20 protein-coding genes are annotated in these 22,253 nt (G+C 48.1%); 11 read left to right on the top strand and 9 right to left on the bottom strand.

Annotated elements, in window-relative coordinates; all coding sequences use genetic code 11:
* Positions 1–88 precede the first annotated feature (88 nt).
* From lptB to DC20_RS08255, 3 genes are all read left to right on the top strand, one after another.
* A complete protein-coding gene (lptB, locus tag DC20_RS08265; protein ID WP_062543394.1) occupies positions 89–820 on the top strand; it encodes an LPS export ABC transporter ATP-binding protein in 732 nt (243 codons plus the stop codon).
* Between the two features lie 308 nt (positions 821–1,128).
* Positions 1,129–2,616, top strand: coding sequence for a GH3 auxin-responsive promoter family protein (locus DC20_RS08260; RefSeq protein WP_062545872.1), 1,488 nt, complete (start codon positions 1,129–1,131; stop codon positions 2,614–2,616).
* Between the two features lie 508 nt (positions 2,617–3,124).
* Positions 3,125–3,748 carry a c-type cytochrome gene (locus tag DC20_RS08255; protein WP_062543393.1) on the top strand — a complete coding sequence of 208 codons (624 nt, stop codon included), beginning with the start codon at positions 3,125–3,127 and terminating at the stop codon, positions 3,746–3,748.
* A gap of 77 nt (positions 3,749–3,825) precedes the next feature.
* Here the strand turns inward: DC20_RS08255 and DC20_RS08250 are convergent, their stop codons facing one another.
* From DC20_RS08250 to gltX, 3 genes are all read right to left on the bottom strand, one after another.
* Positions 3,826–4,587, bottom strand: a complete 762-nt coding sequence (locus tag DC20_RS08250) for a TIGR00266 family protein (protein ID WP_062543392.1) — start codon at positions 4,585–4,587, stop codon at positions 3,826–3,828.
* Between the two features lie 14 nt (positions 4,588–4,601).
* Positions 4,602–4,967: a hypothetical protein gene (locus DC20_RS08245; protein WP_062543391.1), complete on the bottom strand. Its 366-nt coding sequence runs from the start codon at positions 4,965–4,967 to the stop codon at positions 4,602–4,604.
* Positions 4,968–5,202: 235 nt separating this feature from the next.
* Positions 5,203–6,738, bottom strand: coding sequence for a glutamate--tRNA ligase (gene gltX / locus DC20_RS08240; protein ID WP_062543390.1), 1,536 nt, complete (start codon positions 6,736–6,738; stop codon positions 5,203–5,205).
* A 189-nt stretch (positions 6,739–6,927) separates the two neighbouring features.
* Here gltX and DC20_RS08235 point away from each other — a divergent pair, with 189 nt between their 5' ends.
* The gene (locus tag DC20_RS08235; protein ID WP_071885409.1) at positions 6,928–7,941 is read left to right on the top strand and encodes a YihY/virulence factor BrkB family protein; all 1,014 of its coding nucleotides are present in this window, start codon (positions 6,928–6,930) and stop codon (positions 7,939–7,941) included.
* Positions 7,942–8,056: 115 nt separating this feature from the next.
* Here DC20_RS08235 and DC20_RS08230 read toward each other — a convergent pair whose 3' ends face one another.
* The gene (locus DC20_RS08230) at positions 8,057–8,440 is read right to left on the bottom strand and encodes a RidA family protein (RefSeq protein ID WP_062543389.1); all 384 of its coding nucleotides are present in this window, start codon (positions 8,438–8,440) and stop codon (positions 8,057–8,059) included.
* A 48-nt stretch (positions 8,441–8,488) separates the two neighbouring features.
* On the opposite strand from DC20_RS08230, the gene DC20_RS08225 reads away from it, so the two are divergent.
* On the top strand, positions 8,489–8,902 hold the full coding sequence (locus DC20_RS08225) for a hypothetical protein (RefSeq protein ID WP_062543388.1): 414 nt from the start codon (positions 8,489–8,491) through the stop codon (positions 8,900–8,902).
* A gap of 470 nt (positions 8,903–9,372) precedes the next feature.
* Here DC20_RS08225 and DC20_RS08220 read toward each other — a convergent pair whose 3' ends face one another.
* From DC20_RS08220 to DC20_RS08200, 5 genes are all read right to left on the bottom strand, one after another.
* The gene (locus tag DC20_RS08220) at positions 9,373–10,635 is read right to left on the bottom strand and encodes a DUF1501 domain-containing protein (RefSeq protein WP_062543387.1); all 1,263 of its coding nucleotides are present in this window, start codon (positions 10,633–10,635) and stop codon (positions 9,373–9,375) included.
* A gap of 29 nt (positions 10,636–10,664) precedes the next feature.
* Complete coding sequence (locus DC20_RS08215; protein WP_245652322.1) at positions 10,665–12,473, bottom strand: DUF1800 domain-containing protein; 1,809 nt, start codon at positions 12,471–12,473, stop codon at positions 10,665–10,667.
* A gap of 514 nt (positions 12,474–12,987) precedes the next feature.
* Complete coding sequence (gene glmS / locus DC20_RS08210) at positions 12,988–14,826, bottom strand: glutamine--fructose-6-phosphate transaminase (isomerizing) (protein WP_062543385.1); 1,839 nt, start codon at positions 14,824–14,826, stop codon at positions 12,988–12,990.
* 38 nt (positions 14,827–14,864) lie between these two features.
* On the bottom strand, positions 14,865–16,280 hold the full coding sequence (locus DC20_RS08205; protein ID WP_062543384.1) for a DUF4270 family protein: 1,416 nt from the start codon (positions 16,278–16,280) through the stop codon (positions 14,865–14,867).
* Complete coding sequence (locus tag DC20_RS08200) at positions 16,264–17,076, bottom strand: glycogen/starch synthase (RefSeq protein WP_062543383.1); 813 nt, start codon at positions 17,074–17,076, stop codon at positions 16,264–16,266. The genes DC20_RS08205 and DC20_RS08200 overlap by 17 nt, the downstream gene beginning before the upstream one ends.
* Before the next feature lie 142 nt (positions 17,077–17,218).
* Between DC20_RS08200 and panC the strand changes: the two genes are divergently transcribed.
* The 6 genes from panC to DC20_RS08170 all read left to right on the top strand — a co-directional run bounded on the left by panC (position 17,219) and on the right by DC20_RS08170 (position 22,189).
* Positions 17,219–18,058: a pantoate--beta-alanine ligase gene (gene panC, locus DC20_RS08195; protein WP_062545871.1), complete on the top strand. Its 840-nt coding sequence runs from the start codon at positions 17,219–17,221 to the stop codon at positions 18,056–18,058.
* An 84-nt stretch (positions 18,059–18,142) separates the two neighbouring features.
* On the top strand, positions 18,143–18,490 hold the full coding sequence (gene panD, locus DC20_RS08190; RefSeq protein ID WP_062543382.1) for an aspartate 1-decarboxylase: 348 nt from the start codon (positions 18,143–18,145) through the stop codon (positions 18,488–18,490).
* A 13-nt stretch (positions 18,491–18,503) separates the two neighbouring features.
* Entirely contained in the window at positions 18,504–19,517 is a 1,014-nt protein-coding gene (locus DC20_RS08185) for a lysylphosphatidylglycerol synthase transmembrane domain-containing protein (protein WP_062543381.1), read from the top strand.
* A 114-nt stretch (positions 19,518–19,631) separates the two neighbouring features.
* Positions 19,632–20,123 carry a D-glycero-beta-D-manno-heptose 1-phosphate adenylyltransferase gene (gene rfaE2, locus DC20_RS08180; protein WP_062543380.1) on the top strand — a complete coding sequence of 164 codons (492 nt, stop codon included), beginning with the start codon at positions 19,632–19,634 and terminating at the stop codon, positions 20,121–20,123.
* Positions 20,124–20,142: 19 nt separating this feature from the next.
* Positions 20,143–20,823, top strand: a complete 681-nt coding sequence (locus DC20_RS08175) for a zinc metallopeptidase (RefSeq protein WP_245652321.1) — start codon at positions 20,143–20,145, stop codon at positions 20,821–20,823.
* Positions 20,824–21,049: 226 nt separating this feature from the next.
* Positions 21,050–22,189, top strand: a complete 1,140-nt coding sequence (locus DC20_RS08170; protein WP_062543379.1) for an acyl-CoA dehydrogenase — start codon at positions 21,050–21,052, stop codon at positions 22,187–22,189.
* Positions 22,190–22,253: the final 64 nt, after the last annotated feature.

Raw genomic sequence — 22,253 nt, 5'->3', positions numbered from 1 at the left:
GATCAAAACCTTAAGAATATGAAGTACGTAGCTGACCCTCTTTCACGTTAACGTATCACATCTAAGGTTTATTCCTTAATTTTAAGCGATGATTTTACGTTCTGAAAACCTGTTCAAAAAATACAAGTCTCGCACAGTAGTAAACGATGTGAGCGTGGAGGTAAACCAAGGAGAGATTGTAGGGCTTCTGGGGCCTAACGGTGCCGGGAAAACCACTTCCTTCTACATGATTGTAGGATTGGTGAAACCTAACTCCGGGCGTATTTTCCTGGACCAGGAAGACATTACAGAATTGCCCATGTACCGCCGCGCTAAAAAGGGCGTAGGGTACCTGGCGCAGGAAGCATCTGTGTTCCGCGACCTGACAGTGGAGGAAAACATCATGTCGGTGCTGGAAATGACGAACATCAGCAAGCAAGCCCGTCGTGAAAAGGTAGAGGAACTCCTGGAGGAGTTCTCCCTCACACACGTGCGGAAGAACAAAGGGGTAGTGCTTTCCGGAGGTGAACGTCGCCGTACCGAGATTGCCCGTGCCCTAGCCGTAGACCCATCGTTCGTGTTGCTGGATGAGCCATTTGCCGGGGTAGACCCTATTGCGGTAGAGGAGATCCAGACCATTGTAGCCAAACTCAAAACCAAGAACATCGGCATCCTCATCACCGACCACAACGTGAACGAGACGCTCTCTATCGTAGACCGTGCTTATTTGCTGTTTGAGGGTAAAATCCTGAAGTCAGGCACCGCCGAAGAACTCGCTGCCGATGAGCAGGTGCGCCGGGTGTATTTAGGCAAGCACTTCGAGCTGAAGCGGAAAGTCTGATTAATAGTTTGTTGTTGTTCTTAAGCGCTATCCATCTTGTTGTCACCCTGTAAGTAACTTGTGGGGAACGAGGAAGGCTTCTTTTCAGCGCAATTACCCTTAGTAAGCTAAATCCTTCCAGAAGGCCAAAGAGGAGGGAGGTAGTTTCCTAGCCTACACTGGAGGTGAGAAACTTAATCTTTGAAGAACAGTACAAGCACATACTCCAGCATTAAAAAGCAATGGAGAGCCTGATTAAACGCGGGGAGCAACAACCAACAATTAACAATTCTATAGTGGAGATAATCAATTCGCTTGTGACATGGGTAATGAAGAAAAGGATCCACCAGATAGACCTTTTCCGGAAATATCCACATGATGTTCAAAACGAGTTGTTTACCAATCTTATCTCTACCGCCAGAAACACGGAGTGGGGCCAGAAGTACGGCTACTCAGATAAGTTAAGTGTGCGGGAGTTTCAGGAGCGGGTACCCATCTGTGCTTATGAAGACTTGTACCCGTACATTGAGCGCGTGATGCGCGGTGAGCAGAACGTGTTGTGGCCCAGCAAAGTAGAATGGTTTGCTAAGTCATCAGGTACCACTAACGCCCGCAGTAAGTTTATTCCCGTTACCCCAGAGGCCCTGGAAGACTGTCACTACAAGGGAGGCAAAGACATGCTTTCCATTTACGTGAACAACTACCCAGACACCAAAGTCTTTTCCGGCAAAGGGCTCTCCATCGGCGGCAGTCACCACCCGAATGAGTTCAATTCAGACACCCGCTGCGGAGACGTATCAGCGGTGATCATGCAGAACTTGCCTTTATGGGCTGAGGCCATGCGTACGCCGCCGCTTAAAGTGGCGCTCATGGACAAGTGGGAAGAGAAGATCGAGAAGATGGTAGAAATCACCGTCAAAGAAAACGTGACCAGCCTTTCCGGTGTGCCCACTTGGACCTACGTGCTTTTAAACCGCATTTTAGAAGAAACAGGCGCAAAAGACATCACCGAGGTTTGGCCCAACCTGGAGCTGTTCACCCATGGAGCTGTGGCATTTGGTCCTTACCGCGAACTGTTCCGCCAACTAATTCCTTCTGAGAAGATGAACTACCTGGAGGTGTACAACGCCTCTGAAGGGTTCTTCGGAATACAGGATGAGCCCAGCCTGAAAGATGAGATGCTTTTAATGCTGGATTACGGCGTTTTCTACGAGTTCATCCCGATGGAAGAGGCCGATCAGGAAAACCCAAGAGTACTAACTTTGGATCAAGTAGAACTGGGCAAGAATTACGCCCTCATCATCTCTACCAACGCTGGGCTTTGGCGTTACAAGATAGGTGATACAGTGAAGTTCACCTCGTTGGCGCCGTACCGCATTAAAATTTCAGGACGTACGAAACACTTTATCAATGCCTTTGGCGAAGAGGTAGTGGTGGAGAACGCTGAGACGGCCATCACAAAGGCGTGCGAGGCTACTGGTGCCACTATCACCAACTTTACGGCCGCTCCTGTGTACTTTGAAGGCAAAAGCAAAGGTGGGCACCAGTGGGTCATAGAATTCTCTCAGCACCCGTCAAGCATAGAGCGTTTCACTGAGGTGCTGGACCAGACCCTGCGCACCGTGAACTCAGATTATGATGCCAAACGCCAGAAAAATCTCGCCCTACAGGCTCCATTGATTACGGTGGCTCCTTCTGGTGCCTTCCTGAACTGGCTACAGCACAAAGGCAAACTAGGCGGTCAGCACAAAGTACCTCGCCTTTCCAACAATCGAGAGTATCTAGAGGAGATTCTTAAGGTGAATCAGCTTTCATAGCCAGAGAAGCATACGTTTCCATAAACTTAGCTACTACTTATGTTTAGCACCTGTTTTTCGAAATGAAGGACGGAAATGGCACAGCAGTACCCAAAGCTGATGGGCCATCAAGTTTTATTTGTTTTGCCGTAAAACACACCTATGGAGTCGATCACCCTCAGCTAAGTCTCTTGCCTTTTAGAAAAATTGAATTTATGTGCGAATTAATATGAGTAATTAAATAATTATATTATCTTTATTCTATTACAACGCTTAATCAGAAACAGTAACGCTCTTCAGGAAAAGGCAAAAACATGCCTTTAAGCCCGCTCTAAGGCTTATTGCCAAGGAGTAGAAGATCCACGTGCCGGCATCTAAGTGGCCGGAGAAACCAGTCAGGTTCATCAGGAAAGTCCCCCGCTAATTCTAGTAATCCTCTTTTTAAAAAAAACTCAGAGCATAGGTCCGGCTAAGGCAATCCTATGCAGCTGTATCTATTCCTTTCTCCACCTCTAACCCTTTTAATGCCATGAAAAGAGTCTTAACCCTTCTGTGCACAGCCGCTTTTTTCTATAGCTGCGAGAGCAAACTCCAGGAAAACACAACAACCAACAATGCCGGTCTAGTCAGTGCCATCACCGAATCTGCTACGCAACCTACGGCTTTGAACCAGCAAGCCTTAAAAGAGCGGGGAGAGTATTTGGTAACTATTGGAGGATGTAGTGATTGTCATTCGCCTAAACTGGCTCCCTCCGATAAAATACCACCTATGACGGCAGACCCTGACCGGTTTTTATCTGGGCACCCAGCGTCTGCGAAGCTTCCACCCATAAGCCCAGGATCGGGACAAAACGGATGGGTCATGTTCAACATGGACAATACGGCGGCAGTTGGGCCTTGGGGTACTTCCTTTTCGGCAAACCTAACCCCAGACCCCACCGGCATAGGAAACTGGACACTGGATAACTTTAAGAAAGCATTAAGGGAAGGAAAATATAAAGGCATGGACAATACCAGGCCACTGCTTCCGCCTATGCCCTGGCCCCACTACAGTAAGATGAAGAATGAAGACTTGGAGGCTATCTTTACGTACCTGAAGTCTATCAAACCCGTGAAGAATGTAGTGCCGACACCTATTCCGCCTGCAGTTTGATTTCCTGGTTAAACAGAAAGGCAGAAGACACTGAACGCCTTCTGCCTTTTTGTTTAACGTATTCCCGTCAAGCAGATCTACTCTAAAAAGCTGCTCAGTAAGCCGCCTTCTTTGTTTGCGTTGCCGCCGTGCGGCATCAAGGCCTGAATGAGTTTCTTCACTGGCATAGACTGGATCCAGACGCGGCCGGTGCCTCTGAGAGTAGCCAGAAACAGGCCTTCGCCCCCGAAGACCATGGAGCGCAAACCGCCCGCCCGTTGAATATCAAAATCAATCCCATTTTCATAGGCCACCACGCAGCCGGTATCTACCCGTAGCGTCTCATTGTGCAGATGGCGCTCAATTACGGTGCCGCCCGCGTGGATGAAGGCCAAGCCATCGCCGGTGAGGCGTTGCATGATAAAGCCTTCGCCCCCGAAGAAGCCCGCGCCCAAACGCTGGTTGAAGTGCATGGCAATGCGGGTGCCCAGCGCCGCCGCCAGGAAACCGTCTTTCTGCACTATCAGCCCCTGCGGAAACTCCGCCAGGTTGATGGGCATAATGGTGCCCGGGTAAGGGGCCGAGAAGCCCACTTTGGCCTTGCCGTATCCGCGATGAGTAAAGTGCGTCATGAACAGTGACTCGCCGGTAATGGCGCGGCTGCCCATCTGTACCAGCTTGCCTAAGAAGCCCGAAGCAGGGTTAGAGCCATCGCCCATCTTAGTTTCAAACTGGATGCCGTCTTCCATGAAGACCATGGCACCAGCCTCGGCAATCACAGTTTCCTGCGGGTCCAGTTCTACTTCCAGCACCTGAATGTCTGCGCCGTAAATGCGGTAATCTACTTCGTGGGATGTCATATAGGAGGTTAGGTTTATTTTTTCTTCGGCTTAGGGTCTGATGGTTTCTCACCCTTGGGGAGAAGGTCATCATCGGCGTCATCATCTAACACTGGCCCTTTTTTGAAGAAATCCTCCTCGTTCTCTTCCTCCTCCACGGTTTCCTCAATCGGATAGTCCTCGTCTTCCTCCTGTGCCCGTTTCTTGCCCTGGTCACCTACCAGTTTCTTGTCTGAGACGTTGCGGTCCAGGAAAGAATTAAGCTGGTCAATGTTGAAGTTAGAGGTAATATCCCCAAGGGGGTTAATCTTGATCTCAAAGCCTTCCAGCTCAGGGTGTACCTTCGCTTTTTTCTCCGGCTTGTTTTCTGGTTTGTCCTTATCTGATTTTTTCTTTGCCATAGTAGTAGAATTTACGCCCAGGCCGCAAAGCTGCCCGTTCTGTTGTTCTTACTACAAACGTGAAAACCAGAAGAAGGATAAACGAATTAAAAAGAAACCGCCGTCATAAACAAGCAGGAGGTGCTTATTTATGACGGCGGAGCAACTTCTATTTGAGAATATGTTTTAGACCTCTTTTACTACAAACAGGCGTAAAACATGGGTATCTTTTTAGTGTCTTCAGCAGAAGATAACCTTAAGCAGCGTACTGGGCCAGCTTGGTTAAAGCAGCGTCAATACGGTTTTCAGTTTCTTCTCTTCCGATGATCTCGATGATTGCCATCAGATCAGGACCTGCTTCCACACCGGTTAAAGCGATTCTCAGGGCCTGCATTACTTGGCCAATTTTCAGGCCATTGCGCTCCAGAATCTGCAGCAACAAAGCTTTCACAGAATCAGCGTTGAACTCTGGCAGAGAAGCCAGTTCATTTCTGAATTGCTCAAAAGCACCAGCCGCAGCGGCTGACCATTTCTTGGCGGCTACCTGCTCATTGTACTGCGTAGGGGCTACAAAGAAATAAGCGGCTTCTTTCCAGAAATCTTGCGGAAACGTCACGCGCTCTTTCATTAAGCCCACGATCTTCTCGGCACGCTCTTCAGAACAGGTAATGCCATCAGGCAACGCCCTTAGCAGGTACTGCGCCAGTTCAGCGTCTGGTTTGGCGCGCAGGTACTGCTCATTGTACCAACGGGCTTTCTGAATATCGAAACGGGTACCAGACTTACCAATTCGCTCAATGCTGAAGGCCTCAATCAGTTCTTCCATTGAAAAGATCTCCTGTTGCGTACCCGGGTTCCAACCCAAGAAAGCCAGGAAGTTCACGAAACCGTCGGGCATGTAACCAGCCTCACGGTAACCGCTTGATTTCTCTCCGCTCACCGGATCTACCCAGTTTAGCGGGAATACCGGGAAGCCTAACTTGTCGCCATCACGCTTGCTCAGTTTACCGTTTCCGTCTGGTTTCAACAGTAATGGTAAGTGCGCGAACTCCGGCATGGTGTCTTCCCAACCGAAGTAACGGTACAATAGCACGTGCAGCGGCGCACTTGGCAACCACTCCTCGCCTCTGATCACGTGGGTGATTTCCATTAAATGGTCATCCACAATGTTGGCCAGGTGGTAGGTGGGCATACCGTCAGACTTCATCAAGACTTTGTCGTCAATGGCCGAGGAGTGCACCATTACCCAACCTCTGATCATGTCTTTCAAACGAACTTCTTCTTTACGCGGCACTTTCAATCGGATCACGTACGGGTCACCGCTCTCTAACCGGCGCTTCACCTCATCCTCTGGCAGGGTGAGGGAGTTCTTCATGGTGGCGCGGGTGATGGCGTTATACTGCGGGGTGGCTACCTTGGCGGCTTTGAGGCGCTCACGCATCTCTTCCAATTCCTCGGCAGTGTCAAAAGCGTAATAGGCATGGCCGGCGTTTACTAGTTGCAGGGCATAATCCATGTACATGGGCTTGCGTTCCGACTGGCGGTAAGGCGCGTGCGGACCGCCGTGCACCGGGCTTTCGTCCAGCTTAATGCCGCACCACTCCAGAGAGTCAAAAATGTATTGCTCGGCGCCGGGCACAAAGCGGGTTTGGTCAGTATCTTCAATGCGCAGCAACATTTTGCCACCCATTTTCTTAGCGAACAGATAATTATACAGCGCTGTGCGAACCCCGCCAATGTGCAGCGGCCCGGTGGGGCTAGGGGCAAAGCGTACTCGTACTTCTCTTTCCATGTTGTATAGGTATGTCAATCGAGGTGCAAAAGTACGGTATTTCACGTCTTCCGTAAAGCTTTTATCCTTAAAACCTTGCGCCTCTGTTATCTACTAATTTATAGCCAGTTCTCTTCTTTGGTTAAGGTTTTCTGCTTTTGAAACCACTTGTAGGTCAAGAAGTTTGTAAACCTACTGCTTCTAGTACGTATGAGGAAGAAAACCAACTACATGCTCAAAAAGAAGCTAAAAGATGCTTGGGGGATAATCATAGAGGTCTGGCTGGACTTTCTGGATAATAATTCCTTTCAGAAAGGGGCCGCTCTGGCGTATTACACCATTTTTGCGCTTCCGCCTATTCTCATCATCATGATCAACACCGCCGGAGCCGTATTCGGGCGCGAAGCCGTGCGCGGACGCGTCTACGAGCAGCTGCGGGAGTTGGTGGGGGGCAAAGGCGCGTCAGATATTCAGGACATGGTAGAAAACATTAACCAGTCCTCAGACTTCACCTTTGCCACCGTAGTGGGGGTGTTTACCTTCTTGGTGGGCGCTACGGGGGTATTTGTTTCTTTGCAGGAGTCTCTGAACCAGATTTGGGGGGTAAAGCCGAAACCCAGAAATGAATACCTGAAACTGCTCTGGGACCGGCTGCTTTCCTTTGCCATGATCATGGCCATTGTTTTTTTGCTGCTGGTGAGTTTGTTAGTGCACACCGTTTTGGTGGCCATTACCTCCTTTCTGGCCGACCGCGTAGATCCGTCGCTGCTTCAGTTAACGCAAATCACCAATTTTGTAGTCTCCACTGGGGTAGTCATGTTCCTGTTTGCCCTGATTTATAAGTTCCTACCCGATGCGAAGATAAAATGGCGGGATGTCTGGGTAGGGGCGCTGGTTACCTCCTTGCTTTTCTCGCTGGGTAAGTCCTTGATTGGGATTTACCTGGGGAACAGTGATTTTGCCGGAATATACGGTGCCGCGGGTTCAGTCATTGTGGTGCTTACCTGGGTGTTCTATACGTCGCAGATTATCTTCCTGGGCGCGCAATTCACCTTGGTGTATGCCCGACGCTACGGAGCCGACATTTACCCTTCCACGTATGCGGTACGCGTGATCAACAAAGAAGAGGAAATAGGGCATGCCCCGCTCAACGATGAACCCGGTCCCAACGAAGCCAAAGCCAGGGGCGAAGACTGTGACGTTGAAGAGAGAGTGAAGGAGTGAGAGATTGGAAAAGGAAGAGTAGGTCAGATGTATTTTGAGGCAGTTTTTAGCAATCCGGACTTAAAACTGTTTTTTTCCTTTTACTCTTTCAATCACTCCATCTCTCACTCACTCATTAGAATTTCACCGCAATGCAGGAGATCTCCACATTCACGTCCTTAGGTAAGCGGCTTACCTCCACGGTCTCTCGGGCTGGCGGATTGCTGGTGAAGTAGCTTCCGTAAGTTTCATTGATGGCCCCGAAGTTGCCTAAGTCTTTTACGAAGATGCTGCACTTCACTACGTTGCTGAAGTCCATGCCGGCTTCCTGCAAAATATACTGCAGGTTTTTCATGACCTGGTGCGTTTCGGTCTGGATGTCGCCCTGCACCAATTGGCCGGTGGCCTGATCCAGCGCGATTTGACCGGATACATACAAGGTGTTGCCTGCCATAACGGCTTGGCTGTACGGCCCAATTGGTGCCGGAGCAGATTTGCTTTCTATAATGTTGGTTGCCATAAACAAAGAGGTTAATCAGTATCTTTACAAGGTTAAAGGTACAGAAATATGAACACATTGGTTTTGGCAACCGAAGAGCAGGAAGCGGAGGTTAGCTTGAAATTTTATAACAGAGCCTACCTTCACTTGCAAGACCCGGCAGAACTGAAAGCATGGCTTCCGCAGGCAGATTTGGTGATTGATCTACTCTTGCATGAACAACCAGAACGGCTAGCGCAATACAATCAACAAGGCAAACGTGAAAAACTGACCGTGTTCTTCAACGCCAATAATGTAAATATGACGGAGTTTGCCTCGGCGTACGTCCCGCTCAACTTTCACTTAGCAGGCTTCATAGGCGAGCCTATAATCAACCGCGAAGTCCTGGAAGTGGCTACGCTTCGCGAAGATTCTCAACGTTCCATAGACAAGGCTTTCGTCTTCCTGGCATCGCTCTATCAATTGGTGAACGTCAAGAAATAGGAAGCTTCCAGCCACTTTTAAGAAAACAGCCTTAAAACGGGATTCCTATCGCTGGCGCGAGCGTCCCGCTCGTGTCCGAACGCATTCCTGAACCCTTCCCCTCATTTGTCATCCTGAAAGGAGCTTGTGAACGAAGATAACGTTTGCTACAACGCATTTCTGGTTCACCCTCTCTTTCTTTGGCCTGTCCCCTCACAGGACAAACTGTCTCGGAGCAGCTTTACTTCGGTCTGTTGAGGGACAGGTCAAGGCGGAATTCGTGTCCTGACACATCCTTTTATCGGCATACAAACTACATACATTTGACCAGCGTGTGGACACGAGCGGGACGCTCGCGCCAGCGAAAGGAAGGAGTTTTAGTAAAGTATCTTTTAGGCTGTTTTCCCAAAAACATGTTTAAAACAGAAAGTACAGCCGTAAAACTGTTTTTATGTTTTAGTGAGTTGATGCGGTTAGCTCTATAATCAGTCTTAGCGTATCACACCTATTTTCTGCCCATTCCAGTTCGGGAACAGCACCTTTTCATTCTGGATGTTTAAATGTTTTCCGGCTACTTCGCTGAAAATGCTCCTGAAATCGGTGGTGACGGGTAGGTCACGGCCGTCTTCCAGATTTTCTTTGGCCAGAGGAGGAACGTGGCCGTGCACCAGCCCACCGTTCACCTCATTGCCCAAGATGAACATGCAGGAGCCGCGGCCGTGGTCAGTGCCGTTGCTGCCGTTTTGGTGCACGGTTCGGCCGAACTCGGTCATGGTCATGACATTCACGTCATCCTGGTACGCATCTAAATCAGTCCAGAAGGCGGTGATGCTTTGGCTCAAATCATTCACGTTGCGGGCGAAGGTACCATTGGCTGTGCCCTGGTTGTAGTGCGTGTCCCATCCGCCAGATTCGGCGAACGCTACTTCCAAGCCCACGTCTAGTTTGATCATCTGGGCAATCTGCTTAAGTGAGTTGCCTAACGGAGAGTTGGGGTACACGGCATTGTTGGCCGGAAGGTAATTTCTGGAACCTACCTTACTCAGCATCTTCACAGCCTCAAAGCTTTCCTTGCCGGTTTTATTCAGCAGCGAGGAAGAGGTTTGATCATACAAATCTTCAAAGTTCTTAGAGGCGGCCATGGCGGCTTTCTGGTTTCCGCGCATCTGCACGCCAAAGTCCTGAAGGTTACTGATGGCAATGGCCGAGTGGTCACCATAAAATGAGCGGGGCAGCGAAGAGGTGAGGCTTACCGCCTGAAACGGAGTGGCGGCTTCATGGCCCATCAAACCAACCGCCCGGTTCAGCCATCCGCTGGCGGTACCTTTATCAAACGGAGTGCCGGTTTCCATGAAGTCTTGGGCATCAAAGTGGGAGCGGGTAGGATTAGGCGAACCCATGCCATGCACAATGGCCAAACGCTTCTCCCGGAACAAGGGCTCAAAGGACTTCATAGCAGGGTGCAGGCCAAACCGACCGTCTAAGTCCAGCAAGGGGTTGGAAGAACTTTGGGCGGCGGTCATAAACAAGCTGGGGCGTGCCAGTTGCAGATGGGCATCGGTGAACGGTGTCACTGCCATCAAGCCATCCATGGCGCCCCGCTGGAAGATGCAGACTAGGATTTTATTTTTCTTGTACGGCAGCATCAGTTTCCGGCTATTAGTGGCCTGCGCTAAAAAGTTGGGTACGCCACCCAGACTTGCTGCGAAAAGCGCCAAAGCTCCTGATTTTAGAAATCCTCTTCTGGTCGTCATGACAAGTCCTTTGTGCCTGTTTATTAACCTTATCTACGCTGAAATTCCGGGGAACCAATAATGATGCCTACTATCTGGGCCAGCATGGGGGAATTGCCTCCTTTCTGATGGAAGGTAGTATTGGCAACGGAGGTGTTCTTTTCAGCATCCCTTTTCTTCGGCTGATCTAGCATCATTTGCTCTTCCTGCTCCTGTGGTTCTTTCTGCGCTACAGCTTGGTTCTTGTGAGCGGCAGCATTTACTTTAAACCCAAACTCAGGGTCATTGAGCGAGGGCGTTAATCTTTTGATGGTTGCTTCCAGGTTGCGTTCGGGCATTAGAAATTGACTGTAAGTGATCAAAGCCGCTTCGGCACTTTCTGGTTCACGGTTCTGGTTCAAAGCCACCAAATCAAAGGAGATGCCTTTGATCTTCTGCGAGGCCAGAGCTAACCCGAAGTTCATGCGGTTGAGCAGGGAACCTGTGTTGATCCAGTAGGTGCCTTTGTCCGGGAAGCCGGTAGGTGCCTGGTAGGAATATATTTTCTCGCCCATTTTGGTAATCCAGGTGGCTAAATGTCTAGGCTCATGTACCTCGGCATTAAGGCTGCGGACAGAACTGATGGCCAACTCAAACGGAGATTTAGTTTTCTCCCGTAGGGCTTCTTTGCTCCAGAACTCAGGTGCGGCGACCATGGTCATCAAGACTTCCCGGATGTCACCGTCTTTCTCCGTAAAGGTCTTGGCCATCTTGTCAATGAGGCTTCGCGGAGGTGTGTCGCTGACAAAGCGTGTAGCTAATTTAGTAGAGATAAACTTGGCTGTAGATGGATGATGTGCCAGCAATTTGATTAACTGGAGTCCCTCTTCGTATCCGCCCTGCGGCGGGAAAGTAGTGCCCAGCACTTCTTTTCTACCTTTGTCATGGCGGTTAGCTGCAAACAGGAAATCACCTTCCTGCACAAAGCCTTGTTTCTGGAGGGCTTCCGTCCGTTTTGGGTTGTTAATAGCTGCCGGGGCATTGTCTAGGCGATAACCGTCTATGGCTGGATTGATAGTCCATCCGGTCATAATATGGGCAGCCTGTGTGACATCTTGCTGTGTATAACCGCCATCAACCCCCAAGGTATGGAGCTCCATGATTTCCCGGGCGTAGTTTTCATTTAGTCCCTGGGCCTTTTTTGCTCTTCTCACCTTCTCTGCCACCTGCATTTGCTGCATGGTATTGTCTTGTTCCTGCCTTCTTTCTAATAGCTGAATTTGACGCTCCTGCCTTTGTTTCTGTGCGGGGGTAAGGTCTGCGTTGGAGGAGGTGCTCTTGAAGTTGTCTAGATACGTGAGCATGGCTGGCGATTTTGCAGTTGCCAGCAGAAGCGTTTCAAACTTACCCAAAGCATTTGGCCTAATCACATCCCGCTCATAGGAGGTGAGATACAGGTCACAGTTCTTATTGGTAAGTGAAACGTTAAAATGGTTAAACCAGAAGCTGGTGAGAATCTCCTGTAGTTGATTTTCTGAGTAGGTAGCCCTTAGTATTTTCTGGTTGACCATTTCTTGATAGAGAATGCGTTGTGGTTTAAACCCTTTTTGCTGCATATAGCTCTCCAGCTTGGCTTGGTATTCCTGCTTGCTGATTTTATCTGCCGCGTCTTTTCTCACCGCATCTTTATCAATGAGGCCTTCTCTGATAGCCATTTTTAAGACTTGCCCCTGTTTAGGAAAGGTCTGGACTATTTGTGCATTTGACATTCTAAGGGTTTCATACTTCGCTAGCCTCTGTTCCAAGGCTGAATTTGGAAAATCGGCCTGTAACTGACGCTGCACCCATTTTTCTAACCCCATTTTTACGACTTCCTCCACTTGGTCTGGCTTAGCACCGAAGGTAAAGCGGCTAAGTAAATGAGCAGCAGCCTGTCGTTCAGTTAGACCAGCCTTCCTGTAAGGAAATTTTGTTGGTTTCTCTTTAGACCTTCCTGTGCCGCCAAATGAAGACAGCAAAAGAAAAGACAGTATGAAAAAGAATGTTAAGCCGGAGTATCTGAGTGCGCTTCTCATACTGTAGGTATTAGGATTGAGGCTGATTAACTTCTTTGTTCATTAGAAGGAACCTGGTACATCTGCTGCTAAAATTCCCACTTATTGTGAGCAATAATTTTTTCTATAGATTGGAAATCAGAACAATGGTTTAATGCTTGGATATATTTTAACGCTTCTTACCAGTTTCAAACTATAAACGGCTTCTTTGGATATGTTTCATATTTTATGGGAAAGAAGATAAGGATTTTCAGCTTATTTAAAGGAGTTTCTTTAAAAGGTGTATAAAACAAAAAGGGAAGCCATTCGGCTTCCTTTTTTGTTTTATACACTAAGTAGTTTATTCAACTGTTACAGACTTAGCCAAGTTACGTGGTTGGTCTACGTTACAGCCGCGCAATACGGCAATGTGGTAGCTCAGCAACTGCAAAGGAATAACAGAAAGCAACGGCATCAAGGCTTCGTGGGTACTAGGTACTTCAATCACGAACTCAGCCATTTGAGGAATCACCGTGTCGCCTTCGGTAACAATAGCGATCACTCTACCTTTACGGGCTCTTACTTCCTGAACGTTTGAAACGATCTTCTCATAAGAGCTGTCTTTGGTGGCAATTACCACCACCGGCATGTTCTCATCAATCAACGCAATTGGTCCATGCTTCATTTCTGCCGCTGGATAGCCTTCTGCGTGGATGTAAGAAATCTCTTTCAACTTTAAAGCACCTTCTAAAGCTACCGGGAAGTTAAACCCACGACCTAAGTAAATGAAGTTAGACGCGTCTTTGAAAATCTCAGAGATAGCTTGTATTTCTTTATCTAACTGAAGTGCTTGTTCCACCTTAGCCGGAATTTTCTCCATCTCCAACATCAGGGTACGTAAAGCTGTCAATTCCATAGTGCCACGCATCTCTGCAATCATCATCGCGATGAGCGAAAGAACCGTTACCTGAGCAGTGAAGGCTTTAGTACTAGCTACTCCAATTTCTGGACCGGCGTGTGTATAAGCTCCAGCGTCAGTGGCACGCGCGATAGAAGAACCTACCACATTACATACCCCAAAGATCATCGCCCCTTTAGCCTTAGCTAATTCCAGTGCTGCCAAGGTATCGGCAGTTTCTCCAGATTGAGAAATAGCGATCACAATGTCTCCCTCACGAATAATCGGGTTCCGGTAACGGAACTCAGAGGCATATTCTACCTCAACCGGGATACGGGCAAACTCTTCAATCATGTACTCGGCTACCAGTCCAGCGTGCCAGGATGTTCCGCAAGCCACAATAAGGATGCGGTCAGCGTTCTTGAAACGAGTAGCATATTCTCTGATGCTGGACATAGTCAGCTGCGTATTCTCAGCCACTAAACGACCACGCATGCTGTCCATGATAGAACGGGGCTGCTCAAAAATTTCTTTCAGCATGAAATGTGGGTAGCCGCCTTTTTCAATGGCTTCCAACTCTAACTCCAATTTCTGAATGTAAGGTGTCTGCACCACGTCTTCTTTGGTGCGGATGTCTAACACACCATCTTTGATAACAGCAACCTCAAAGTCATTCACGTACACCACTTCATTGGTGTACTCAATGATAGGAGATGCGTCAGAGGCTAGGAAGTACTCGCCTTTGCCTACGCCAATTACCAGAGGGCTACCTTTACGGGCCGCCACTAACTGAGTAGGGGAGTCATGGGAGATCACGACAATGGCGTAAGCTCCTACTACTTCATGTAAGGCCAAACGGACAGCTTCTGCCAAAGACACGTTACTGTTCTTTTGCACATCCTCAATCAGGTTTACAAAAACCTCAGAGTCAGTATCGCTGTGGAATTCGTAGCCTTTGTTAAGTAAGTGTTTTTTGAGAGAAGCGTAGTTCTCAATGATGCCATTGTGGATGATGGCAATCTTCTTGGAAGATGAGTAGTGCGGATGAGCATTCGCATCGTTTGGTTCACCGTGAGTAGCCCAACGAGTGTGGCCTATGCCAATGTGGCTGCTGGTATCTTGGGTACCAATATGGGTTTCTAAATCGGCTACTTTGCCTTTCTTTTTAAAAACCTTAAGGTCCCCATCGTTTAATAAAGCTACGCCGGCGCTATCATAACCCCGGTATTCCAAACGCTTTAATCCTTTTAAAATAATTGGGCAGGCTTCTCTCTGCCCCACATACGCTACAATTCCGCACATACTACTGTAATTCCTGTTAAGCTAGGGGTATAAAAATATTATTGAGCTGTTGAATAAAAGAGTCTTAGTCTGATTTTGCGCTCAGCGTTAGGACTCTGATTTGCCTCAATGATGGCACGGTTTATCGTTTGTGCCATGTTGGTAGGCGTGGAGACGGTGCTGGTGACGTTAGACGGCAGGAGTATTAGCCCGTTATTTTCCCGTCTGTTGTAGAGTAGGTTTTGTATGTAGCTGGTGATGTTTACTACATATACATACCCGCCATTTTTACCCCGGTATTGAAGGGTAGCCGGAACGTTGCTGCCCTCAGCCACCAACGCACTTGGTACGCCCTGTTGCATGGCTATCCTGTTAGAACGAGTCGCCTCTACAACTGTGATTACAGGAGGTAGTGACAAGGAGTCTGCCCCGTTTATTAAAGGAATAATCAACTCTGCTTTGTTAACAGCCAGGTTCTGGTCCTGTTTCTTTCCTGTTCTGGCAGCCTCTATAGGGTCTTTTTCTCTAAAGTAAGAAATGTGTGGCAGGTCAATTTTGGTAACGAGACCTGTTCCGGCCTGTAAATAGGTGCGGTTACCAGCAGCTTCTGAGGACAAGGTGGCTCCATTATTTTGCAAAGTAGCCAAACCTGTTCCATTCCTATTTGCCTCAATCTGGTTAAAATACCTATCTGTAAACATAAAGGTAGTTACTTTGGCCAGGTTCTTCTTTGACTTATAGTGAAGTGCCAGAGTCGTGCTGGTAGAGGTTGGCAAAAACCCAATCATAGTGCCTTGACCTTCTGTTCCGGGAGCAGGCTCAATCACTAATCCTCTGATGGTGTTGATGAACGGCTGAGAAGCAGAATTTTGGGCCAAAGCTTGAAGAACGTCATTGGCAAAGTTGCCCGTAATCTTGATTCTGATTAGGACCGGCAAGCTCTGACTTGTATCGGTTGGGCTTTTGTATGTGGCGTCAGGTTGCGGAAGGAAAGTCACCGAGCCTACTGGCGTCTCATTATACGTTAGTCTTCTGGACGTGAAATACGTGTCATCATCTCTGAAGGCTTCAGTGAGGCGATGCACATTCAACTTTATGTTTTTGCTTCTGTCTCCAAAAGCATAGTTATAATCCAGGTTGATGATTAAAGAGTCAGCACCCCTGGTAGCATCAATAGAATCTGGGTGTGCCGGCAATGTCATGGGAGCGAACTCACCAAATGTTCTGGCAGTCACGGTTCCAAAAGTACCGTCAGTGATTCTACCTACCTGTACACGGGTTGCCCCTAAGCCAACAATAGAGTCTTTTAGTAAAACGGTAGACGCTTTTATAGTAGCGGTGTCTGTATAAGAAGTGCCAATTTGAGTACCTGGCTCCTGCAGCTCTAAGCCAATAGCTGTAGGATCATCACAAGCAGAAAAAAAGAAAGAGAAAATAAAGAGTACAGCAGCAGCTTTACTAATTCGCAAGTTCATTATACAAGTTATAGTAAGAATCAAGGGTGTTTTCGTCTGAGCTGATGGTGTTGATCTGCTTGGTATTGTTATACTCCTGGAACATCGCGTTCAAGTTATCACTGAAGTCTTCGTTAGACTTAATCACCAGGTCAGCATATTGCATTCCCATTTTAATGAAGGCCCCAAAGTCTCCTGCTCTCAGGTTTGATAGCATCTCGTCTTCAATGTCCAGCATCTTGGCTTTTTCCAACAAGTCACCCTCAAATTTATGAGTAAATTCACTGTTGTACACAGAGAAAACAGATTTCGCGGTTTTGAAGATAGGATCGTTCTTGTACGTGCTCTTCAGATACAGCGGGATCAAGCTGGTCATCCAGTCATTGCAATGAACGATGTCTGGCGCCCAACCCAGTTTTTTCACGGTCTCTAATACCCCTTTACAGAAAAAGATGGCGCGCTCGTCATTGTCTGAGTAAAACTTATTGTCTTTGTCCACCAAAACGGACTTCCGGTGGAAATAGTCTTCGTTGTCAATAAAATATACCTGGAGTTTAGCATTAGGAATAGAAGCCACCTTGATAATCAATGGTTTCTCTTCTTCGCCAACGGCAATGTTTATGCCAGAAAGCCGGACAACCTCGTGCAAACGGTTCTTACGTTCGTTAATCAAACCAAACCGCGGCACAAAAATTCTTACTTCCATCCCACGCTCTTGCATCGCTTGTGGCAACATCCTCAGGAATTCCGCTACTTTTGTGGTTTGCAGAAATGGATCAATCTCAGTGGCCGCGTATAAGATTCTCAATTTGGACATAGGTTGGAGTGATTAAAATAAAACAGGCAATAGTAATTGCGAAATGCAAAATTAAGCAATTATCGGCTGATTCTCAATTTATTTGAATAAAATCATACCTTTGGCGTCTTTTGTCAATACCATATTAAATACGCAGCCCTCCATGTTGCATCTTTCTTCTTTATCTGATATCCGGCAACACACAGAGTTGCTTCGCCAGCAGGGCCAACGTATTGGTTTTGTGCCTACTATGGGTGCCTTGCATGAAGGGCATCTTTCCTTGCTGAGGGCGGCTAAAAATCAGAATGATATCACCGTCTGTAGCGTATTTGTAAACCCGGCGCAGTTCAATAACCCAGATGATTACCGCCTGTATCCGCGGTTGCTGGAGAAGGATGCTCAGATGCTGGCTCAGGAAGGGTGTGATATTCTGTTTTCACCGCTTGCAGAAGAAATGTACAAACAGAAAGCCCGGCTTTCCTTTGACTTTGGAGAGTTAGAGCAAGTGATGGAAGGCGCGCACCGGCCGGGGCACTTCAACGGCGTAGCCACGGTGGTGAGCAAACTTTTTCACCTGGTAAAACCACACCAGGCGTTCTTCGGGCAAAAAGACTTACAGCAGTTTGCCATTATTCAGCAATTGGTGCTGGATCTGAGTTTTGATCTGGAACTGATCTGTTACCCTATCATTAGGGAAGAAGATGGGTTGGCGATGTCCTCCAGGAACCGGCGTCTGGCACCAGAGCAGCGGGAGGTAGCGCCTCGGCTCTATCAAGCATTGGAATTGCTGCGCGAGAAACTACAAACCATGCCTGTGGCCCAAGCTAAAAAGGAAGCAGAGGCGTTTTTGCATCGTTTTCCCCAAATCAGGGTTGAATACCTGGAGGTAGTGCACGCCCAAACGCTGCAGCCTTTAGAGGAGGTATCAGGGAATATGCCGGTGGCTATTTGCCTGGCCGCCTTTCTAGGGGACGTCAGGCTCATTGACAATCTCCTGCTGTAGGACTCCTCTTTCAGATGGGGAGACGGGAGTATCATATTCGTCTCATAAATAATCTCTAACTTTGCACGTTTTTAGATTGTTTTGATGCAGATTGAAGTTCTTAAATCCAAAATACATCGGGCTAAGGTAACGCAGGCCGAGTTGCATTATGTGGGTAGCATTACCATAGACGAAGATCTATTGGATGCTGCCAACATGGTTCCCCATGAGAAGGTGACCATTGTGAACGTGAACAATGGCGAACGCTTTGAGACCTATATCATCAAAGGCGAGCGGGGCACCGGCATGATCTGCCTCAATGGCCCGGCCGCCCGCAAGGTGCAAGTAGGGGATATCATCATCATCATCTCCTACGCCCTGATCAATTTCGCCGAAGCCCGTTCCCATGAGCCTACCGTTATTTTCCCAGATCAGCACAACCGGCTAGTGTAGTTCCGGCTCCGGCATGAAGAAAACCATCAACGTTATCAAGTACCTGCTTCTTCTAGCTGTCTCGGTTTTCTTGATGGCCTATGCTTTGCGCAGTATCAATTTCACAGCGGTAAAGGCAGAATTGGCGCAGGCTAACTACACGTGGGTGGTAATTACATTGCTTCTTTCAGTGGCCGGATATGTGAGTAGGGCCATACGCTGGCGCATGCAGTTTGTGCCCTTGGGGTATAAGCCCAGAACCATTCACACCTACCATGCCCTTATGGTAGGGTATTTGGCCAACGTAGTGCTTCCGCGAGCCGGAGAGGTAATCAGGTGTACCTTGTTAAGACGTACCTCAGAAGTACCCGTGAACGTCTCTTTAGGAACCGTGATCACAGAGCGGGTCATTGATTTGGTCATGCTGCTTCTCTGCATGGGGCTAACCCTGCTGCTGGAGTTTGACCGGCTCAATACTTTTTTCCTGGAGATTTTCTCTGAGAGGTTCAACGGGATGCAGCAGAACCTGCAGACGCTGTATCTTTTAGGAACTGTGGCCTTGGTAGGCACCGGGTTGGTGGTTTGGTATACGTACAAGAACATAGCTAAACTGCAGCGCAATCCCCTCTTCAAAAAAGTAAGCGATTTTGTGCTGGGGATTTGGCAGGGAATCTTCAGTATTGGCCGTATGGAGCAGAAAGGTGCTTTCATCCTGCATACCCTGTTCATCTGGCTAACCTACTATTTGGGGAGTTATTTGGCTTTCTTCGCCTTACCGGGCACTGAGGGCCTTACCTGGCGAGCCGGTATGGCTATCCTTGTGGTGGGAGGCATTGGCATGTCGGCGCCGGTGCAGGGAGGTATTGGCGTGTACCACATCCTGGTTAGAACGGCCCTTCTTCTGTATGCTGTGCCTTTGGACAAAGGAATGGCGTACGCGCTTATTACCCACACTACCGGCGCTTTGTTGGTAGTAGTGATGGGTGTGGTCAGTTTGGTAGCCAGTCTAGCCAAAGCCAAGCTTGAACCCAAGAAACAGGTAGCCTAGCCTCTTTCAAGCCTCTTTTCTCAAAATCAGCCTTAAACCGAACGCTAATCTTGGCGTTTACTGTAAAGGGCTTGGCTCTATATTTGATCTCCCTATCTCATACGTATTTGCCTTATGCTTCCTTCGCAAGAGAAAATTTTGTCGCTTCCACAGCTGTTATCAACCGTTAAAGAATGGCAGGTTCAAAATCATAAAATCGTGTTTACCAACGGGTGCTTTGACATAGTACATGTTGGCCACGTGGACTACCTGGAACGGGCCAGACTTTTAGGCGATAAGTTGGTGGTAGGAGTGAATACTGATCAATCTGTCAGTAGGTTAAAAGGTCCGTCCAGGCCATTGCAAGACGAAATGTCACGTATAAGGGTAATGGCATCCTTTTGGTTTATAGATGCCGTAGTACTGTTTGATCAGGAAACCCCGCTGGAGTTGATTACTGCGGTTGAGCCAGACATTCTGGTGAAAGGTGATGATTATGCCATTGAGAACATTGTAGGGCATGACGTTGTCTTAGCCAAGGGAGGTGTAGTGAAAACAATTCCGTTGGTGAAAGGGTATTCTACTTCACAGGTGGTGGCTAAAATCCTGAGAGATCAGCAGTGTTAACTTTAAAACGAGAAAGAAAATGGGTGGGATCTGGATAATCATGATTGCAATGATGCTGGCCTCGGCGTTGGTCAGCTGGACATTGAAAAGCAAGTTTGACAAATATTCCAAACTTGGGCTTCGGTCTGGGTTGAGCGGACGTGAGGTGGCGGAAATGATGCTGGCAGATAACGGCATCACCGATGTACGGGTAATTTCTACTCCCGGCCGTTTAACGGACCACTACAACCCGGCAGATAAAACAGTAAACCTAAGTGAGGCCGTGTATGACAGCCGCAGTGCCGCCGCCGCGGCAGTGGCGGCCCATGAGTGCGGGCACGCCGTGCAGCATGCCAAAGCATACGCGTTCCTGAAGTTCCGTTCTGCCATGGTGCCGGCGTTGACTGTGGCTAGCAAGTACATGCAGTGGATTCTGTTGATTGGGGTTCTAATGATTCAAAGCACCCCTATTCCATTGGCAGTGGGAGTGCTCTTGTTCGCGTTGACTACCATCTTCAGTTTTATCACTTTGCCGGTAGAGTTTGACGCAAGTAAACGCGCCCTTGCCTGGATGGACACCAGAGGGGTAGTGACCATGCAGGAGCACGGCATGGCCAAAGATGCTTTGAAATGGGCGGCTATGACCTACGTGGTGGCAGCGCTTGGTTCTTTGGCAACCTTGCTTTATTACGGTTCTATGCTTCTGGGCAGAAGAGACTAAGCATAAGGCTCTCAAACAAATGGGAAGAGGACGAGGAGATCGTCCTCTTTTTTTATGCCTAAAATCAACTGATCAATAGTTTTTAAAAAGAACATTTAAAAATATGGCTAACAAGTGTTAGCTTTGGTAATGCTTGAGGCTAGATGTGCTGCTAGCATACTAAAATTTAATTAATTTTGTTTTGTGAATAACAGAACATCCCTTCTACTCATAAGTTATATACTATATGGACTTTAAACTAACCGAAGAACAATTAGCCGTGCAGGAGGCTGCCCGGGATTTTGCACAGACTGAACTGTTGCCAGGGGTGATTGAAAGAGACGAGCTTCAGAAATTTCCAGCCGAGCAGATAAAGAAGATGGGAGAGCTAGGGTTCATGGGCATGATGGTGGATCCAAAATACGGCGGCGGCGGAATGGACACCATTTCTTACGTGCTGGCCATGGAAGAAATCTCTAAAGTAGATGCCTCTGCCTCTGTGGTAATGTCAGTGAACAACTCCCTGGTGTGCTGGGGGCTGGAGAAATACGGAAACGAGGAGCAGAAACAAAAATACCTTCCTCAGTTAACCTCGGGTGAGATCATTGGCGCTTTCTGTTTGTCTGAGCCAGAAGCCGGGTCAGATGCCACTATGCAGCGCACCACCGCCGAAGACATGGGTGATCATTACCTGCTTAACGGAACCAAAAACTGGATTACCAACGGTAGCACTGCCTCTGTGTACCTGGTAATTGCCCAAACCAACCCTGAACTGCGCCACAAAGGAATCAACGCTTTGATTGTAGAGAAAGGAATGCCAGGGTTTGAGATTGGTGCCAAAGAAAACAAACTGGGTATCAGAGGGTCAGATACCCACTCTTTGATGTTCACCGACGTGAAAGTGCCTAAGGAGAACCGCATTGGCGAAGATGGCTTCGGGTTTAGGTTTGCCATGTCCACTCTGAACGGCGGACGTATCGGGATTGCTTCCCAGGCTTTGGGTATTGCTTCCGGGGCCTATGAACTGGCGTTGAAGTATTCTAAGGAACGCAAAGCGTTTGGTGTGCCTATTTCGCAGCACCAAGCCATCCAGTTTAAGTTAGCCGATATGGCTACTAACATTGATGCCGCCCGCCTGCTTTGCTTGCAGGCCGCCGCAGACAAAGACAACAACAGAGACTACTCCAAAACTGGGGCTATGGCTAAGGTTTTTGCTTCAAAAGTAGCCATGGATACTACTGTAGAGGCCGTTCAAATACATGGCGGGTACGGGTTTGTGAAAGAATACCACGTAGAGCGATTAATGCGCGATGCCAAAATCACGCAAATTTATGAGGGTACGTCTGAAATTCAGAAAATAGTAATCTCAAGGGAGATATTGAAATAGAAAAGTGGTTAAGTAACGTTTAAAGTTGATATTTGAGTATATAGCGTTTGGCTGTTTATAAATA

Source organism: Rufibacter tibetensis (genome assembly GCF_001310085.1).
Taxonomy (GTDB): domain Bacteria; phylum Bacteroidota; class Bacteroidia; order Cytophagales; family Hymenobacteraceae; genus Nibribacter; species Nibribacter tibetensis.
Note: the sequence above shows the minus strand (reverse complement) of the source record. Positions and strands in the feature narration are given on the sequence as shown.

Coding starts and splice junctions, on each gene's coding strand:
- lptB (WP_062543394.1), top strand. CDS start 89: ATGATTTTACGTTCTGAAAACCTGTTCAAAAAATACAAGTCTCGCACA.
- DC20_RS08260 (WP_062545872.1), top strand. CDS start 1,129: ATGAAGAAAAGGATCCACCAGATAGACCTTTTCCGGAAATATCCACAT.
- DC20_RS08255 (WP_062543393.1), top strand. CDS start 3,125: ATGAAAAGAGTCTTAACCCTTCTGTGCACAGCCGCTTTTTTCTATAGC.
- DC20_RS08250 (WP_062543392.1), bottom strand. CDS start 4,587: ATGACATCCCACGAAGTAGATTACCGCATTTACGGCGCAGACATTCAG.
- DC20_RS08245 (WP_062543391.1), bottom strand. CDS start 4,967: ATGGCAAAGAAAAAATCAGATAAGGACAAACCAGAAAACAAGCCGGAG.
- gltX (WP_062543390.1), bottom strand. CDS start 6,738: ATGGAAAGAGAAGTACGAGTACGCTTTGCCCCTAGCCCCACCGGGCCG.
- DC20_RS08235 (WP_071885409.1), top strand. CDS start 6,928: ATGAGGAAGAAAACCAACTACATGCTCAAAAAGAAGCTAAAAGATGCT.
- DC20_RS08230 (WP_062543389.1), bottom strand. CDS start 8,440: ATGGCAACCAACATTATAGAAAGCAAATCTGCTCCGGCACCAATTGGG.
- DC20_RS08225 (WP_062543388.1), top strand. CDS start 8,489: ATGAACACATTGGTTTTGGCAACCGAAGAGCAGGAAGCGGAGGTTAGC.
- DC20_RS08220 (WP_062543387.1), bottom strand. CDS start 10,635: ATGACGACCAGAAGAGGATTTCTAAAATCAGGAGCTTTGGCGCTTTTC.
- glmS (WP_062543385.1), bottom strand. CDS start 14,826: ATGTGCGGAATTGTAGCGTATGTGGGGCAGAGAGAAGCCTGCCCAATT.
- DC20_RS08205 (WP_062543384.1), bottom strand. CDS start 16,280: ATGAACTTGCGAATTAGTAAAGCTGCTGCTGTACTCTTTATTTTCTCT.
- DC20_RS08200 (WP_062543383.1), bottom strand. CDS start 17,076: ATGTCCAAATTGAGAATCTTATACGCGGCCACTGAGATTGATCCATTT.
- panC (WP_062545871.1), top strand. CDS start 17,219: ATGTTGCATCTTTCTTCTTTATCTGATATCCGGCAACACACAGAGTTG.
- panD (WP_062543382.1), top strand. CDS start 18,143: ATGCAGATTGAAGTTCTTAAATCCAAAATACATCGGGCTAAGGTAACG.
- DC20_RS08185 (WP_062543381.1), top strand. CDS start 18,504: ATGAAGAAAACCATCAACGTTATCAAGTACCTGCTTCTTCTAGCTGTC.
- rfaE2 (WP_062543380.1), top strand. CDS start 19,632: ATGCTTCCTTCGCAAGAGAAAATTTTGTCGCTTCCACAGCTGTTATCA.
- DC20_RS08175 (WP_245652321.1), top strand. CDS start 20,143: ATGGGTGGGATCTGGATAATCATGATTGCAATGATGCTGGCCTCGGCG.
- DC20_RS08170 (WP_062543379.1), top strand. CDS start 21,050: ATGGACTTTAAACTAACCGAAGAACAATTAGCCGTGCAGGAGGCTGCC.